Below are 16,556 nucleotides of genomic sequence, written 5' to 3' on the forward strand. Positions count from 1 at the left end.
GAGGTCCTTCGCCTGCCCGCCCGACCGCCCGCTCAGGATGACGTTGGTTTGAGTACGCGAGTTCGGTTGTTTCCGCACTCACGGGTGTCATTTCGGATTCACCGTCGCAAGGCGCCGGTCACTTGCTCAGGATGACGAATGTTTAAATTTCGCGAGAGCAGCAAGTCTTTACCACGCTCCTGCCCTGATCCCTGATCCCTGATTCCTGCTTTTCCTGATCCCTGACCCCTGATCCCTGCTTTTCCTGATCCCTGACCCCTGACCCCTGATCCCTTCCTCTCCAAAAGCAATACTTCGCCATCCCGCATCGTTCCCCCGTCTCGATGGCCGAAAAGTCTTTTGTTGGCAAGCTCAAGCGCGGTCTGTTCATGACGCACACGGAGATGATCGAGCGCGTCCGCGACGCCTTCACGCCCGAGCTCGGTGTCGATCAGTCGGTTCTCGATGCGCTCGAGGAGAGCCTGCTCGGAGCCGACGTCGGGGCGGAAATCACGGTCGAACTGATGGACTCGCTCGAGGAAACGATCCGGCGCGGGGAAATCCGGAACATCGAGGATCTGACCGTAAGACTCAAGGCTGAAGCGCGGGAGCTCATCCCCGACAGGGCGATGAGAACGCTCGATCCTTCGGCCGAAAAGCCTTTCGTCGTTCTGGTGGTCGGAGTCAACGGGACCGGCAAGACAACTTCGATTGCAAAGCTCGCGCGCCTCTGGAAATCGGAGAACCGCGAGGTGATCGTGGGAGCAGCGGACACGTTCCGGGCGGCGGCGATCGAACAGCTGCAGGAGTGGACGGATCGGGTCGGGGTCCCGCTGGTACGTCACAAGGAAGGCGCCGATCCCGGTGCCGTGGCGCACGATACCGTCGCTGCCGCCAGATCGCGCGGATCCGACATCGTTCTGATCGATACGGCCGGCAGGCTCCACAACAAGGGACACCTGATGGCCGAGCTCGCGAAGATCCGGCGGGTGGTCGAGAAGGAGCTTCCCGGCGCACCCCATGAGGTTCTTCTGGTTCTCGATGGAACCACCGGCCAGAACGGCATCGCTCAGGCGAAGGCATTTCTCGAGTCGGCTGGTGTGACGGGGTTGATCGTGACGAAGCTCGACGGGACGGCGAAGGGGGGCGTGATTCTCTCGATCATGCGGGACTTCGAGATCCCCGTCTATTACGTCGGAGTCGGCGAGGGAATGGACGATCTCATCCCGTTCGACCCGGAAGCCTATCTCGATTCGATTTTCGCATCCGAGCACCCGGTTGCCGCGAGCTGATGCGATACCCATTCGAAAGACACGTACTCGTGTGCATCGGCGGTCGTTGCAACGACGAGAAGCAGGGGCAGAACCGGGGGGAGCTGATCCGAGCCGAGCTGAAGGATCTCAACAAGTCCCTCGGGCGGAAGAAACTGGTCCGCGTGTGCGGGGTCACCTGCCTCGACATGTGCGACGACGGTCCCAACATGGTGGTCTGGCCGGGCGGGGAGGCTTACAATCACCTGACGATCGAGACCGCGAAGGAGCACTATCTCCGCGAAACCGAGAATCTCGAGGCGAAGACGAAACCGCAATAACGGCAGCGCCGGGCGCGTTGGTGCGAGTCGGTTCCGCCCGATCCGATCCGTTTTTCCGAGGTGAATTTCTCTTGAGCGCCACAGGCACGACTCCACGTTCTCTTCGACGTTTCACCAAACTGACGGCGGTGTACGTTCTCTTTCTCGTCTTCGCGGGAGCGATGGTGACGAGCACCGACTCCGGGCTCGCGGTCCCCGACTGGCCTCTCTCGTACGGAATGGTATTTCCGCCGATGAAGGGGGGCGTCTTCTACGAGCATGGCCATCGGATGATCGCCGCGATCGCGGGTTTCCTGACCGTGATTCAGGCGATCTGGCTGCAGATGAGGGGCTCGAAGGTTCTGCGTCGACTCGGGTGGGCAACCGTCGGCGTGGTCATCGCCCAGGGCATCCTGGGAGGCGTGACGGTGCTTCTCAAGCTACCCACGTGGACCTCCGTTTCGCACGCGATGCTCGCCGAGGCCTATCTCTGCATGCATGTTGCGATGGCGTTTCTCGCTTCAGATGCTGCGGCTCGATGGAAGGCACGGGACAACGTCGAAGGATCGAATCGAGCGGCCCGGTTTGCAATCATTGCATTCGCGCTGATCTCGATCCAGATTCTTCTCGGCGCGATGACCCGGCATATGGGAGCGGGGATGGCGATTCCCGATTTCCCCCTGGCTTTCGGGCAGATCGTCCCGGCGTTCACGAGCGCGGCCATCGCGATACACTACGCGCATCGCGTGGGTGCTCTGATCGTTACCGTCTATCTCTTTCTGATTTTCCGGCCCGTTCTCGCTTCGGGAAAGCCCGCCTCGATCCGCTTTTACAGCCTCGCACTCGCGCTCGTAGCGGTTCAGATCGCGCTGGGCGCCTTCACCATCTGGACGGCGAGAGATCCGATCATCGCGAGTCTCCATCTTCTCGGCGGCGCATCGCTGCTCGTAACGACGCTTCTGATGGCGATGGCGCTGCGGACGGAGCCGTCACGAGAGATGAAATCGGCAGATGATGCGGCGACCCTTCCAACAGGGGCGATGGCATGAGTGACACTGCCGTTCTGGAGCGGGCAGGATTCGGAGCGCCGAGAGACTATCTGGAGCTCGCTAAGGCACGGGTTCTTTCGCTGATTCTGGTCGTCACCGCCGCGGGGTTCATCGTCGCGAGTCCGGTCAGCGTTTCGGTTCCGCTGCTCGTTCTCACGCTCGTGGGAACCGGGCTGGTCGCGGCGGGAACAAATAGCTTCAATCAGATCGTGGAGCAGGACTTCGATCGGCTGATGGAGCGCACGATGGGGAGACCGCTGCCATCAGGAAGACTGAGCGGGGCCGCGGCCGTCACCTTCGCCGTCTTCACGATCGCTCTCGGGTTTGCGTTGCTGAGCATCGGTGTGAACCTGCTGGCCGGCGCCCTGGCGCTGACGACGACCGTGGCTTATCTGCTCCTTTATACGCCGTTGAAGAGAAGGACCTCGTTGTCGACGATCGCCGGTGCGGTTCCTGGAGCCATTCCTCCGATGATCGGATGGGCGGCGGCCACAGGAGCGCTCGAGCCGGGCGCCTGGATGCTCTTCGCGATTCTCTTCGTCTGGCAGCTTCCTCATTTCTTCGCCATCGGGCACCTCTATCGGGAAGACTACACCCGAGGAGGATTCAGATTGTTGTGCGTAGTCGACGAGGATGGCCGCCAGGCGGGGCTGCAGTCGGTGCTCTACAGTCTGATTCTGCTTCCGCTCACCCTCGGGCTTCCGATGGTCGGAATCGGCGGAAAGTGGTCTGCAGTCGGAGCGTTCCTCCTGTCGGTCGGGTTCGTGCTGTCGGCCTTCGGATTTCATCGCGAGAGGAGCAGGGATCGCGCGCGAAACCTTTTCAGGGCATCGATCTATTACCTGCTGTTGGTGATGGTCCTGATGGTCGTGGGTACCTGGATGGGCGGTTGAAGAAATTCAGCGAGCTCCTCGCCGTTCTCGCCGTCTGTCTGTCGATCGCGATGTGTGATCGCGAACCCGATCTCGATCCGATCAAGTCACTTCCTTCTTTCGATCTCGTCGATCACGAAAACCGCTCGTTCTCTCTCGAGGATCTCCGCGGGCACGTTTCGATCGTCGATTTCATCTTCACCCGATGCGGGGCGACCTGTCCCGTGCTGACGGCGGAGATGAAGAGGCTGACGGATGATCTTTCCGACGACGATCTGCGGTTCGTCTCGATCACGGTCGATCCGGCCTACGACACGCCGTCGGTGCTCTCGGAGTACCGTCAGAAGGTGACGAACGACCCGCGATGGACTTTCCTCACGGGCGAACGGGATGAGATCGAGCGGCTTTCGATCGAAGGATTCAATCTCGCCGTCGGAACGTCGCAGAACCCCGCTGAGCCCATCCTTCATAGCAATCGCTTCGTCCTGGTCGATCGGGAGGGCGTGATCCGGAACTACTACGACTCCGGCAGGCCCGAGGTGATGGCCGATCTCCGGAGCGATGCCCGCTGGCTCGCGCGGAAGAGTGAAGAGTGAAGAGTGAAAGAGTGAAAGAAAAGAGTGAAGATCTGAGCGAGTTGGAGACGATCTACGCAACGCGTCTGGTTCTGTCGCCCGCTGAAGCGGGCTCGATATTTTGAGAGGCGCTGCCACTGTCCCCGGCTGAAGCCGGGGGCTATGATCTGTCGCCGCCTTCGGCGGCTGCGTCGGCTTCATCGATTCAGCGAGTTGGAGCCGATCTGCATTTCTCGTTTCGTTCTGTCGCCCGCTCCGCGGGCTCGAAAACGTTCATCTCCGATCAGCCCGCGCCAGCGGGCGACAGGTGCGCCGGCCATCTCCGAGAGACGTTGTTCGTTCTGTCGCCCGCTGAAGCGGGCTCGATATTTTGAGAGGCGCTGCCACTGTCCCCCGGCTGAAGCCGGGGGCTATGATCTGTCGCCGCCTTCGGCGGCTGCGTCGGCTTCATCGATTCAGCGAGTTGGAGCCGATCTGCATTTCTCGTTTCGTTCTGTCGCCCGCTCCGCGGGCTTGAAAACGTGCATCTCCGATCAGCCCGCCAGCGGCCGGAAGATCGAGCGGTCATCTTTGAGGCGTCGAATCTTTGCGAGACCGTTCATCCTCGCTCAGCCCACGGCAGCGGGCGAAAGGACGCCGGCATCTTCGAGGCGTCGAACCCTGCAGGAACGCTCATTTGCGATCAGCCCGCGGCAGCGGGCGGAAGACCTTAGCCCCCGGCTTCAGCCGGGGGATAGTCGTGCTTTCTTTAAGAGATGTCGAGCCCGCGGCAGCGGGCGACAGGTGCGCCGGCCATCTCCGAGAAAACGCCGGTCCGGGAAGAGTGAAGGGCCTCGTTTTCACTGCGCCTCGGGACTTTGAGGTTCGGACTTGCTCCCGCTTTTCTTCGCCGAACCCTTCTTCGCGCTCTTCTTCGCGCTCTTCTTCGTGGCCTTCTTCGTGCTCTTTTTCGTCGCGCTCTTCTTTGCCGGCTTTTTCTTCGCCGATTTCCGGGCGGCTTTCTTCGTCCCGCTCTTTTTAGCGCCGCTCTTCTTCCCCCCGGTTTTCCTCGGCGAGCCCTTGGCCGTCTTCGCCGGTTTGATCTCGCCGGTCAGCGCCGGCGGGGTTGCCGTCGACTTCATTTTGAAGAGATTCTCGTAGTAGTCGGTGGCGAACTTCGCGGTCGACCGTACCGCGGCGAAATTGATCACACCTCCGGCGACCCCGCCGATGATCGGTCCGATCGCGGTCGGCGCTTTTCGCGCGAAGTACCTGCCGGCCACCTTCTTCATCAGACCCTCGGAGGCGCGCTTCTCCAGGCCTTTCTGAATGAGCATACGCGCGCCGCGACGGCCGACCGACGCTCCTGTGGAGATCGCGAGTGTCCCGAGGACCTCTTTGAAGCGGTCCTCGAGGTGTGGCTCCTGTTCGTAGAGAAATGCGATGGAAAGAATCAACCTGCTTTGCTGGCGCACGAGGTTGAAGATGTCGGGACCCATCGCCAGAAGTCCGATGGCTCCTCCCGGCGCTCCCGCGGTGATGCCACCGACCGCGCTCTTGATGGCCGCCCGTCTCGTGAGGACCTTCGCAATCTCCCGCCGGCTGGCCTTCGGCATCTTCTCCTTGAGGGCTTCGACTTCCAGCTTGATCGCGTCTTGGTCGAGCTCCCTGAAAAGGAGCTCGAGCATCGTGTAAAAACCGTCATTCAGCTTGTTCGCGGTCGATTTTTTCAACGGAATCCTCCATTGCCTGGTTCAGTGCCGGCTTGATCGCTTCCTCGGTCTCGGTCCAATGCCGAATCCATTCCGGGAGGCGTTCGGACTCGACGACGATCCCCATCTCTTCGAAGAGCCGTACCGGAGGAACCGTCTGCCGCCGCTCGAGAAAGACCGCCTTCAGAAGGATCGTTGCCGCCGCCCGGCCATCGACCTCGAACCAGTGGACGATGTAGAGCCACTTCGCATCCCAGCCGACGATTCTCGTCCTCAGAGTGAACCGCTGGAAGAGGTCGATCGAGAACCTGAAACGAGCCATCGAGGTCGCGACGACCGGAAACCACCGGTTCTTCATCATGACCGAGGAAAACCCGTTTCCCATCGCCAGATCCAGCCGCCCCAGATCGGAGATGCTGAGATAGCGGCCGTTGTTGAGGTGAAAGTAGAGGTCGGCGTCGGTCGGCAGGACGCGCAGCCGGATGACGGAATCCTCGAAAAGCCCCCGGCGATTCTTTCGACGCAGGCCTCGTATCACCCCGAGAATGATTCTGAAGATGAGCACCATCAGTCGCCGACCTCGATCTTCATCCCCTTGAGATACCGTCCCTCGGGAAAGGTCAGCGGCACGGAGTGATCCGGCGATTCCTCGAGTCGCATCAGGATTCGAGTCTCCCGTCCGGCGTCGATCGCGGCGTCGGCGACGACCTTCTGAAAGAGCTCGAACGCGATGGCACCCGAACAGGAGAACGTGAAGAGAAGACCGCCCGGTGCGAGAAGCTGGAACGCGAGGATGTTGATGTCCTTGTAGCCCCGGCATGCGCGATCGACCTGAGCTCTCGCCTCCGCGAACTTCGGCGGATCGAGAATGACGCAATCGAATTTGCGTCCCTCGCTCCGCCAGCCCCGTAACCGTGAGAAGACATCTGCTTCGTGGTTCTCGAAATCGGCCGTCACGCCGTTCAACGCGGCATTTCTCGAAGCGAGCTCGAGCGCCGGCGCCGATGTGTCGACATTGACGATCTCCGAGGCACCGCCGATCGCCGCGGCGATGCCGAATGCGCCCGTGTAGGAGAAGCAGTTGAGTACGGACTTCCCCGCGGCGGACTGGCGGACCAGAGCGCGGTTTGCTCGCTGGTCGAGGTAAAAGCCGGTCTTGTGCCCCTCCCGGATGTCGACCAGGTAACGACAGCCCTCTTCGCTGATCTCGATCAGAGGCTCCGGCTCGCGGCCCGCGATGAGTCCCCGTCTCGGCTCGAGCCCTTCTTTTTCCCGGATCGTGGCATCCGAGCGTTCCCAGACGGTCGAGATCTCCGCGCGACCCATCAGCAACGCGGTGATGACGTCCCGATGGTGATCTGCGCCCGCGGAGAGAAATTGGCAGACCGCGACGTCGCGATAGAGGTCGACGATGAGGCCTGGAAGGCCGTCGGATTCCGCGTGAACGATCCTGCAGCCTCCTTCGGGTTGAAGCAGCCCGAGCCGGCGGCGCAGAGCGAATGCACTTTCGATACGGCGCTCGAAGAAAGACCGGTCGACCGCCTGATCCGGATCAGGCGACCAGATCCGGACCCGGATCGATGACTCGGATGACCAGGCGCCGATGGCCAGAGGCCGGTCGTTGCTGTCGCGAAGCTCGACGTTTTCCCCTCTGCCGGGGTTCCCCGACACGCTCGAGACCGCGCCCGAAAAAATCCAGGGATGACGCCGGATCACCGACTTTTCGCGGCCGGGCCGGAGCGTGACGACCGGAATGTCAGGACGCCGTGACGAGGTCACCCGACCCTCCCCGGGTTTTGACAATCGCTGAACCGACGAGGTAGAGGGCGAGGAGAATCAGGGCGAGCGACGACAGGCCATTGAGCAGCTCGACGCCGCCTCCACCGGGACCGGTGAGATATCCGATCGTCATCTTCGCCAGAGCCCACATGGTGATCACGAGAACGAAGAGCATCGGATAGAGGGTGAAGGCGATCCGCTTACGCGACTGGTGAAGCCAGTATGTGATCGTCAGGAGCGTCATAGCTGCGAGCAGCTGGTTCGAGGCTCCGAAGAGCGTCCAGAAATTGATCCAGCTTCCGGGTGCGGCAAACGAGACGAAGTACACCGGGAGGGCGATCGTCAGCAGTGTGCCCGCAACGGCCCCGGCCCGCGTCGTCGAGCGGAAAAGCTCCTGAACGATGTAGCGCCCCAGGCGCGTGCATACATCGAGCGTGTCGAATACGAACGTCGAGAACGCCATTGCGCCGAAGGTGATGGCGAAGTTGAGGTGCTCTTCGCCGATGATCAGAGTCAGGAAGCGGCCGATGCCGTTGCCGTAGACGGTTCCCGGCTTGAGTCCTTCGAGATCCGGCTGCGCGACGATCATGACGGTCACCAAAGCGATGAGGGCGACGAAACCCTCGGCGAGCATGGCCCCGTACCCGACCGGTCGGATATGGCTCTCACGGTCGATCTGTTTCGAGCTCGTACCGGAGCAGACCAGTCCGTGGAAGCCGGAGCATGCTCCGCAGGCGATCGTGACGAAGAGAAACGGGAAGAGTGTCCCGGTCATACCGCCGACGTCCCACGACTTGAACATCGGCTGCTCGATCTCGTAGCCGCCGAACAGCACGCCGATGACGCCGAGACCGAGTGCAAAATAGAGAACGAATCCACCGAGGTAGCCTCGCGGCTGGAGCAGAGCCCAGACGGGGACGAGGGAGGCGACACAGCAGTAAACGAGAATCAGAAGCGCCCAGCTCTTCGCGTCCATCACCAGAAGCGTCGAGATCCTGGTTCCGAGGAACACTAGGAAGAACGTCGCCGGTACGAAGATCACGGTCAGTAGCCAGAGGGGAGGGTCGAGAAACTTCTGGATGAAGCCCATGACGACGGCGAGGAGCAGGTAGAGAATCGACGCCGCGGCGACCGCCCCTCCCGGATTGAACTCGACGTCGGCGCCGGCGAGACTCTCGGTCACTCCGGTGAAGCTCCCGGCCGTGATGTCGGCGAATGCGACGATCACATAGACGAGAGCGATCCAGATGAACGCCATCATCGCCATCCCTGCTCGCGACCCGAGATGTTCGCGGACCATGTCGGCGATCGACCTTGCTCCGTGACGAACGCTGCCGACCAGAGCTGCGAAATCGTGAACCGCCCCGATCAGCACGACCCCGAGGGAGATCCAGAGGAGGCACGGAAGCCAGCCGAACGCCTGGCAGGCGATGATGGGGCCAGCGATCGGACCCGCCGCGGCGATCGCCGAGAAATGCTGACCGAACAGGTAGAAACGACGCGTCGGGACGAAGTCGACCCCGTCGTCGACGAGATGAGCCGGCGTCTCGCGCGTGTCGTCGAGCGCGAACTGGCGGGCGACCCATCTCCCGTAGACCGAGTAACCGAGGACAAGGAATGCAATGAACCCGATGGCGATCGCCGTCAGCATGCGGCGCTAAGATTAACGGGAGACGGAAGAAGAGTGAAGAGTGAAGAGTGAAGAGTGAAAAAAAGGCGAGACACAGTCACCTCCCACCGGGAGGGCGAGGCTCCTGCCGAGCCGCGATCCTCGAAACCGAACCTGAAACCCGCAATCATCACGGGCGGGGGGAGTTGCTCGATAGTAAGCCCTCGTCATCCTGAGACCAGCGAAGCACGGGCGAAGGATGCGGGCGGGGCTCGGGGTTTTCAGCAACAGTCTGTGAAAAATGAAGAGCGAAGGGGTCGTGTGGGAGGGGATGCCGTGTGGGAGGGGATGCCGGGTCCGACCGGTCCGACGTGCCTGACGTCTCTCTTCCTCTTGTTCTATACTCAGCCGACTCCAGGGGAGGGGCGACTCTGACAGATGGTTTTATTCAATCACGCTACCCGCGAGATGACCGCGAAGATCGTGTATTACGGTCCCGGTCTGTGTGGCAAAACGACCAATCTGATGGTCATTTTCGACAAGCTCGACGAGAAAAATCGGGGCAAGATGCTCTCGCTGGCCACCAAGACCGACCGGACCCTGTTTTTCGATCTGCTGCCCGTCGAGATCGGTAAGGTCGGGGCTTTTAATCTCAAAATCCAGCTTTATACGGTCCCGGGACAGGTCTTCTACAACGAAACGCGAAAGCTGGTGCTGAAGGGAGCGGATGCGATCGTTTTCGTCGCCGACTCGCAGGCCTCGATGGCGGAGTCGAACAAGGAGAGCTTCGCCAACCTCCTGGAAAACATGAAGGAGAACCAGATCGACTTCTCCCAGACTCCGATTCTGATCCAGTACAACAAGCGCGACATTCCCGGCGTCCCGCCGATCCCGAAGCTGCAGGAAACGCTCGGGTTCGAAGCGCTCCCCTGGGTGGAAGCCTCGGCGCTGGAGGGGACGGGCGTGATGGAGACATTCAAGGCGATCTCCAAGCTGACCGCTCGACACCTGGTCAACAAGGTCAAGGGGAAGGAGTCCAACGCCAAGACCCTCGGCCGAATCGAAGATGCGGAAGTGAAGAAGGGAAAGACGACGCCGGCTGCGGCGCCGGTTGCCACGGCCGGAGCTGCGCCCGAAACGGCCGCCGAGCCGGAAATTGAGGAGGCGCCGGAAGAGGGAGTCTCGATCGAGAGTCCCTTCGGCGATTCGATGACCCCTCCACCCGACGTCGCACCATTCGACGAGTCCGCCGTCGAGAAGGATTACGAGAACGTCGAGGAGGTCTCGCTCGATCAGCTCCTGGCCGAGCGGGAAAGACCGAAGACGCTCTCCGGGGTCGCAGTCCCCGCGGACGACGACGAGATCGAGGAAGTCGAGGAACTGACGGAAGTTCATCTCGAGCCGATGGATGACTCCTCCGGTCTGGCCGAAGAAATCAAGTCACTGAAGGCGGAGAATCAAAGATTGAAAAAAGGACTCAGAGCCGCAATCGCACAACTGGAGAAACTCGCAAAATGAACCGCACAGCCTGTCTGCTCGCCCTCCTGACTGCACTCTCTTTCGGCTGCGGCGGCGAGAAGGACGTCGCCGAAAGCCTCGATGACAAGAGCTTCCGGGACGTTCTCTCGGAAGCGGAGGAAGACGTTTACACCCCTCCCGAGGATGGAAAACTGACCCGGCAGCAGATCGAGATGTATCTCGAAGTTCGGGAGCATGAGAGGGCGATCGCGGAAGCAGCGAGAAAGAAGCTCTCGGAGACGGCGGAGAACATGAAGGAGCGGAAGGGCTCGTTCGGGGAGCTGATGGAGGGGATGAAGGGCTTCGGTGCCGTCGCCGACTTCGTCACCGCGGACATCCGCGCCGCACAGGACCTCGGTTTCAATACCGCCGAGTACCGGTGGGTCAAGGATGCGATTCACGAAAGCCTCTCGGCGGAAATTGCCAATCGAGCTCGCGTACAGTTCAGAAACCAGCTTGCAACGCAGAGAGCCGAGATGGAAAAGCGGCTGGCGGAAACCGACAGCGAGGCGGAGAAAAAGATGTACGAAGGCTTTCTCGCGCAGCTCGACGAGGCGGCCGTCGAGGATGACGAGCCGGAGAGTGAGGCGACCCGGTACAACCGGGCGCTGCTCTCGGAGTACGAGGATACGATCGAGACGCTGCGGCGGGAGCTCGAGCGATGGGGTGGGGAAGGCTCCGCCGACGACCTCGACGAGTCGCTTGCTTCCGAAAATTGAGCCGGTTCGAGCACGAGCTGGTCTGCTCGAGCTGCCAGTGGAGGTCCCCCCCGGATCGACTCTACGGCGTTTGCCCGGCTTGTAACGATGCCCCCATCCTCGTCGACTGGCATCTTCCCTCCGACCTCGCTCTGGCAGACGAGATCGACCAGAGGCGCCCGGCCGGCATATGGCGGTTCGGCGAGGTGCTTCCCTTTGAGGCCGACGGCATCACCCTCGGGGAAGGAGGGACGCCACTCGTTCCCACGCCCCGGCTCGGAGCCGAGCTCGGGCTGGATCACCTCTGGTTCAAGGACGAGTCGCGAAATCCGACCCGGTCGTTCAAATCGAGGGGAATGGCCGCCGCCGTGACCGCGGCGCGAGCACTCGGCGCGAAGGCGCTCACGATTCCGACCGCCGGCAACGCCGGCTGCGCGCTGGCTGCGTACGGCCGGAAAGCCGGCCTTCCCGTGTTCGTCGCGATGCCTCGCGACACCCCCACCTCGATTGAGCAAGAGTGCCGCGAGTACGGAGCGATCGTCGAACGGGTCGAGGGGGTCATCACCGATGCCGCGATCCGTTCCCGGCAGTGGGCCGAAGAAAATGGGGGATTCGATCTCTCCACTCTGAGGGAGCCCTACCGGGTCGAGGGGAAAAAAACGATGGGTTACGAGCTCTTCTTCGACCTCGGGCGACAGCTCCCCGATCTGATTCTCTATCCCACCGGTGGGGGGACCGGGCTGATCGGCATGTGGAAGGCCTTCGGCGAGATGGAACGGCTCGGGTGGCTTGGACGGCATCGCCCCAGGATGATCGCCGTGCAGGCGGCGGGGTGCGCTCCGGTCGTCGAGGCGTTTCACAGCGGTGCGGCGAGGATGACCCCCTGGGAGAAGCCACAAACCGAGGCCTGGGGCCTGCGCGTCCCGCGCGCCTTCGGAGACCGGCTGATGCTTCTGGCTCTGAGAGAGTCCGGCGGTGACGCCGTCGCCGTCCCGGAGGAGAGTATCGAGCCCGCCGCCGCGCGAATCCGGGAGCGGGAAAAGATCGATGCCGGCCCGGAAACGGGGGCCGCGCTCGCAGCTCTGGAACAGCTCGTCGCGAAGGGAGTGGTCGAACGTTCGGAGAAGGTCGTCGTCTTCAATACCGGAGGAGACAAATACCGCGCGTGACTGTCTGGTATCTGGACGGATTGTGAAATTCAGACAGAGGGGTATAATCCTAAACATCTGATGTAAACTTAGTTAAGCTGTTTTCGAGTCGGCGGCGAACGTGAAGTATCGGGGTGGTCATGAGAGCCACCACACGCCGAACCAACTTCCTTCTTCTCTTTGTTCTTCTTGCCGTCAGTGCGGGAGTCCCCGCGATGGCCGGCAGCCGGGACAGCAACTCGATCGGTGTCACCGCCCGGGTGATGCCGTATTTCGAGTCGGAGTCGATCGACAGTGTCGAGACGCTCCTGATCACGGAAGAGGACGTCGCGCGAGGATTCATCGAGGTCCGGACGGCCAGCACCGTGAAGGTTCGAACCAATGCCCGGCACGCACTGGTTTTCCGGATTGGCGACGCGCGGTTCTCTGAGGTGCGGATCGGCGGACTCGAGCGGGAAGTGGTCGTGAGTCGGGCGGGAGGCTTCGCGCCTCAGCCGCTGAGGCTCGGATCGACGACTTACGAGCTGGACTATCGGATCGCGCTGAACGACCTGGTCGCTCCCGGAACGTATGAAATTCCGGTGTCGGTTCAGGCCCGCAGCCTCGGACAGTAAGCGGGTTGCCGATGGCCGGTTGCCAGTTGCCGGCAGAGGGCGGTCGCGCATCTCTCAGTCATCAAGCCCGCACCGCGGGCGACAGGTCTTAGCCCCCGGCTTCAGCCGGGGGACAGAGAGCGGCTTCTGTTCCGAGCCCGCTTCAGCGGACGACAGAATCAAGCTCCCCCATGCGTAATCGTTGCAGGCTCCCTAAAACAAACGCAGTCGGGGAAGCCGCCGAAGGCGGCGACAGGTCTTAGCCCCCGGCTTCAGCCGGGGGACAGATCAGCGGCTTCCCTGTTCCGAGCCCGCTTCAGCGGGCGACAGAATCAAGACACATCGAACGGATCGTTGCAGCTCGCTCGAACCAACGTTGTTGGCGGCAGATGTCAGCTTCGGGGTTGTCGGTCGCTCTGCCGCCCGCCTGAGGCGGGCTCGATGTCCTTTTGGGGAGCAACCTCTATCCCCGGCTGAAGCCGGGGATAGGATCTGTCGCCCGCTGGCGCGGGCTGAGCGGAGGTCAAGATCTCGCGAGCTTCAGGGTCCCGAACCGGTTGTCGAGCTCTGTCGCGCGTCTGAGGCTGGCTGGCGAGGAGAGGGCTTCAGCCGGGGGACAGATGAGCGGCTTCCCTGTTCCGAGCTCGCTTCAACTGGCAACTGGCAACCGGCAACTGGCAACCCCCACTTCCGACGCTTCACCTCGCAATGGTTACCTTGTAGAATCCCCCCGACACACCCAGATGGCGCTCGAGTGAAGGGGGGTAGGCATGCGGTTCAGGTTGATGTCGTTGGTACTGGCACTGGTGGTGGGAGGTACTGCACTCGCACAGCAGACCGGACGCATCGAGGGGACGATCACCAGGGACGACGGAAGTGGGCTCCCGGGTGTGATCGTGGTGGTCGACGGTACGAACGCGGCCACTCTGACCGATTCGAACGGGAGGTTCTCTCTCACGGCGCCGGTCGGGACCCATACGGTGCTTCTCACGGGCGGCCAGAACGTCGAGGTCGTCGAGGGCGTCACGGTGAGGGAGGGACAGACAGTCCGGATCGATCGGGAGGTCGTATGGGATCTGTCGTTCGCGGAGACGATCACGGTCTACTCCGCTTCGCGTGAGCCGGTGCGAATCGTCGAGGCGCCGGCGGCCGTGACAGTCGTGGCGCAGGAAGACATTCAGCTCGCGGCTCCCACAGGGCAGCTCCCGAGCCTGCTCGAGGACGCCCCGGGCGTGGATTACGCGCAAAGCGGCCTCTACGACATCAACTTCAACGCGCGTGGCTTCAACAGCTCGCTCAACAGACGAATCCTCACACTGATCGACGGCCGCGATCCCTCTGTGCCGTTCCTCGGTGCCCAGGAATGGGCAGCGGTCTCCTTTCCAATCGATCTGATGGCCTCGGTCGAATTCGTCAGAGGTCCCGGATCGGCGCTTTACGGCGCAAATGCCTACAACGGCGTGCTCAACATGGTAACGGCCCGTCCCGGAGACAACCCGGGAGGAAAGTTCACGCTCACGGGCGGCGACCTCAGCACGGTTCGAGCCGACCTCCATCACGCGGGTTCGTTTACGGACTCGACCCATTATCGAATCGTCGGCGGCTACATGCAGAGTGATGACTTCACCCGTTCGCGGAACGTCTCGGTCGAGTACGCTCAGTGTCCGCCTGGAACGCCCACCGGAACTCCGAACTGTCTCCCGAGAGAGGCCGTGCCGCTGGTGCTCACCGAGAACGAGATCATGTTCACGGGGCTTCGGCTCGACCAGGACTTCAGCGGAAACCTTCTGACGCTCGAGGGAGGGTATGCCTCGCTCGAAGGGCCCACGTTCCAGACTGGTATCGGCCGCGTCCAGACGACCGACGTCGCCCGACCCTGGGTTCGCGGTAATTTTTCGACTGACAACATGAACGCGCTGGTCTACTGGGATGGCCGAAACGCGGACAACCAGGTGGCACTCGCATCGAATGCACGACTGTACGAGGATTCGTCGAACCTTCATGGAGAGCTTCAGGGCAACGTTGGTCTGTTCGACGGGCGCGCCCGGCTGATCGGCGGTGTCTCCTACACACAGGAGGAAGTCGATACCGCGAATCCACAGGGATTCCACACGCTGATGGCCGAGGCGAAGGACGAAGACATGCAGGCAGTCTTCGCACAGATGAATCTCGACGTTACCGACAGCCTCAGGCTCGTCGTGGCCGGGCGGTACGACGACAGCTCTCTTCACGATTCGCAGTTCTCACCGAAAGCGTCTCTGGTCTACTCTGTCACTCCCGATCACGCCGTCCGTCTCACATACAACGAAGCGTTCCAGGTGCCGAACTACTCGGAGTTCTTCCTTCGAGCTCCCGCCGCGGCGCCGATCAATCTTTCTGCGCTCGAGGCTGCCTTCGGACTTCCCGCCAACACGCTCGGATTCGCGTCGATCCCGATCCTCGCTCTCGGCAACGACGACCTGATCGTCGAAGAGATCACGAGCTACGAGGCGGGATATGCGGGGATTTTCGGCAGCAAACTCTTTCTCACGCTCGACTACTACCAGAATCGTCAGGACAACTTCGTCACGGATCTTCTCCCCGGAGTGAACCCGGACTTCGCACCATACGCGCCGCCCGGCTTCCTGCCGCCGGCGCTGCAGGCGGCCCTGCTCGGCGCTCTTCAGGCGAATCTCCCGGCGAGAGTCTTCGCGGGCTTCACCAATCTCCCGGACGGTTCGCCCGCCGTCGTGTTCTCTTACACGAACGCCGGCAAAGTCGAGACCGAGGGATTCGAAGTTGCAGCGAATTTCTATCTGACCAATCAGTGGGTTCTCGATGCGAACTTTTCCTGGTTCGACTATGAAGTCGTCGAGGCGGCGCCCGATCTGCTCTTCCCGAATGCGGCGGAGAGAAAGATCAACGTCGGGCTTTCCTACCGCGGGATCCGATGGGACGGATCGCTTTCCTATCGATGGGTCGGTGGTAATCCGGGTGACGTCGGAGCGTTGGGGAGCGTTTTCGACACATCGGACGACGCTTTCATCTGGGCAACCGGCGTTTTCATTGGCGTGGTTCCCTCTTTCGACGTCATTTCTCTGGCCGGCAGCTACCACGTGAACGATGCGTTCACGATTGGCGCAAACATTCACAATCTCGCCGACAGCGACCATTACGAGTCGTTCGGCGGTGACCGGCTCGGACGCCGCGCGCTCGGCTACGCCTCGTACCGCTGGTGATCGACCCCGGCCGCCTTCGCTTCGGCGAGGGCGGTCAGCGTGGCTTCGAATGGGCAAGGGAAAACGACGCAAAAGAGACGAATCGGATCGCCCGTCTCTCTTTTTCATGATCGCACTCGCTCTCGGAATCCTTTTCCTGGTTCTTATCTACATCTTCGCTTCGCTGGGAAACCCGACGCCGTAGGCCGATAGAGACACTCGCCGGGTCATGGATCGTGGAAACATGCGAAGTCCCCTCCATGTTCTGTATCAGTGAT

Annotated in this window: 14 protein-coding genes; 10 read left to right on the plus strand and 4 right to left on the minus strand. The window is 61.7% G+C overall.

All coding sequences use genetic code 11. From position 1 onward, the window contains the following. The first annotated feature begins 323 nt into the window (after positions 1-323). The 5 genes from ftsY (at position 324) to KY459_09810 (ending at position 4,066) form a co-directional block, all read left to right on the plus strand. Entirely contained in the window at positions 324-1,271 is a 948-nt protein-coding gene (gene ftsY, locus KY459_09790; GenBank protein ID MBW3565004.1) for a signal recognition particle-docking protein FtsY, read from the plus strand. Continuing rightward, positions 1,271-1,570: a (2Fe-2S) ferredoxin domain-containing protein gene (locus tag KY459_09795; protein ID MBW3565005.1), complete on the plus strand. Its 300-nt coding sequence runs from the start codon at positions 1,271-1,273 to the stop codon at positions 1,568-1,570. Before ftsY ends, KY459_09795 begins: the two co-directional genes overlap by 1 nt. Before the next feature lie 71 nt (positions 1,571-1,641). Beyond that, positions 1,642-2,598, plus strand: coding sequence for a COX15/CtaA family protein (locus KY459_09800; protein ID MBW3565006.1), 957 nt, complete (start codon positions 1,642-1,644; stop codon positions 2,596-2,598). Beyond that, on the plus strand, positions 2,595-3,491 hold the full coding sequence (cyoE, locus tag KY459_09805) for a heme o synthase (protein MBW3565007.1): 897 nt from the start codon (positions 2,595-2,597) through the stop codon (positions 3,489-3,491). The genes KY459_09800 and cyoE overlap by 4 nt, the downstream gene beginning before the upstream one ends. Beyond that, positions 3,488-4,066: an SCO family protein gene (locus tag KY459_09810; GenBank protein MBW3565008.1), complete on the plus strand. Its 579-nt coding sequence runs from the start codon at positions 3,488-3,490 to the stop codon at positions 4,064-4,066. Before cyoE ends, KY459_09810 begins: the two co-directional genes overlap by 4 nt. 818 nt (positions 4,067-4,884) lie before the next feature. Here KY459_09810 and KY459_09815 read toward each other — a convergent pair. The 4 genes from KY459_09815 to KY459_09830 are packed head-to-tail and all read right to left on the minus strand — an operon-like array spanning position 4,885 to position 9,166. Continuing rightward, positions 4,885-5,757, minus strand: a complete 873-nt coding sequence (locus tag KY459_09815; protein MBW3565009.1) for a hypothetical protein — start codon at positions 5,755-5,757, stop codon at positions 4,885-4,887. Beyond that, positions 5,726-6,304, minus strand: a complete 579-nt coding sequence (locus KY459_09820; GenBank protein ID MBW3565010.1) for a thioesterase family protein — start codon at positions 6,302-6,304, stop codon at positions 5,726-5,728. Before KY459_09820 ends, KY459_09815 begins: the two co-directional genes overlap by 32 nt. Then, entirely contained in the window at positions 6,304-7,491 is a 1,188-nt protein-coding gene (locus KY459_09825; protein ID MBW3565011.1) for a class I SAM-dependent methyltransferase, read from the minus strand. The genes KY459_09820 and KY459_09825 overlap by 1 nt, the downstream gene beginning before the upstream one ends. A gap of 1 nt (position 7,492) precedes the next feature. After that, entirely contained in the window at positions 7,493-9,166 is a 1,674-nt protein-coding gene (locus KY459_09830) for a carbon starvation protein A (protein ID MBW3565012.1), read from the minus strand. 396 nt (positions 9,167-9,562) lie between these two features. Here KY459_09830 and KY459_09835 point away from each other — a divergent pair, with 396 nt between their 5' ends. The 5 genes from KY459_09835 (at position 9,563) to KY459_09855 (ending at position 16,299) form a co-directional block, all read left to right on the plus strand. Continuing rightward, positions 9,563-10,642, plus strand: coding sequence for a GTPase domain-containing protein (locus tag KY459_09835; protein MBW3565013.1), 1,080 nt, complete (start codon positions 9,563-9,565; stop codon positions 10,640-10,642). Then, positions 10,639-11,361: a hypothetical protein gene (locus tag KY459_09840; GenBank protein ID MBW3565014.1), complete on the plus strand. Its 723-nt coding sequence runs from the start codon at positions 10,639-10,641 to the stop codon at positions 11,359-11,361. Before KY459_09835 ends, KY459_09840 begins: the two co-directional genes overlap by 4 nt. Further along, positions 11,304-12,509 carry a threonine synthase gene (locus KY459_09845; protein MBW3565015.1) on the plus strand — a complete coding sequence of 402 codons (1,206 nt, stop codon included), beginning with the start codon at positions 11,304-11,306 and terminating at the stop codon, positions 12,507-12,509. The genes KY459_09840 and KY459_09845 overlap by 58 nt, the downstream gene beginning before the upstream one ends. Positions 12,510-12,628: 119 nt before the next feature. Further along, positions 12,629-13,102: a hypothetical protein gene (locus KY459_09850; protein MBW3565016.1), complete on the plus strand. Its 474-nt coding sequence runs from the start codon at positions 12,629-12,631 to the stop codon at positions 13,100-13,102. A gap of 764 nt (positions 13,103-13,866) precedes the next feature. Continuing rightward, the gene (locus KY459_09855; protein ID MBW3565017.1) at positions 13,867-16,299 is read left to right on the plus strand and encodes a TonB-dependent receptor; all 2,433 of its coding nucleotides are present in this window, start codon (positions 13,867-13,869) and stop codon (positions 16,297-16,299) included. Positions 16,300-16,556: the final 257 nt, after the last annotated feature.

This window comes from Acidobacteriota bacterium, from assembly GCA_019347945.1.
Lineage (GTDB): Bacteria > Acidobacteriota > Thermoanaerobaculia > Gp7-AA8 > JAHWKK01 > JAHWKK01.

Coding starts and splice junctions, on each gene's coding strand:
- KY459_09835 (MBW3565013.1), top strand. CDS start 9,563: ATGGTTTTATTCAATCACGCTACCCGCGAGATGACCGCGAAGATCGTG.
- KY459_09820 (MBW3565010.1), bottom strand. CDS start 6,304: ATGGTGCTCATCTTCAGAATCATTCTCGGGGTGATACGAGGCCTGCGT.
- ftsY (MBW3565004.1), top strand. CDS start 324: ATGGCCGAAAAGTCTTTTGTTGGCAAGCTCAAGCGCGGTCTGTTCATG.
- cyoE (MBW3565007.1), top strand. CDS start 2,595: ATGAGTGACACTGCCGTTCTGGAGCGGGCAGGATTCGGAGCGCCGAGA.
- KY459_09840 (MBW3565014.1), top strand. CDS start 10,639: ATGAACCGCACAGCCTGTCTGCTCGCCCTCCTGACTGCACTCTCTTTC.
- KY459_09830 (MBW3565012.1), bottom strand. CDS start 9,166: ATGCTGACGGCGATCGCCATCGGGTTCATTGCATTCCTTGTCCTCGGT.
- KY459_09855 (MBW3565017.1), top strand. CDS start 13,867: ATGTCGTTGGTACTGGCACTGGTGGTGGGAGGTACTGCACTCGCACAG.
- KY459_09850 (MBW3565016.1), top strand. CDS start 12,629: ATGAGAGCCACCACACGCCGAACCAACTTCCTTCTTCTCTTTGTTCTT.
- KY459_09795 (MBW3565005.1), top strand. CDS start 1,271: ATGCGATACCCATTCGAAAGACACGTACTCGTGTGCATCGGCGGTCGT.
- KY459_09845 (MBW3565015.1), top strand. CDS start 11,304: ATGGGGTGGGGAAGGCTCCGCCGACGACCTCGACGAGTCGCTTGCTTC.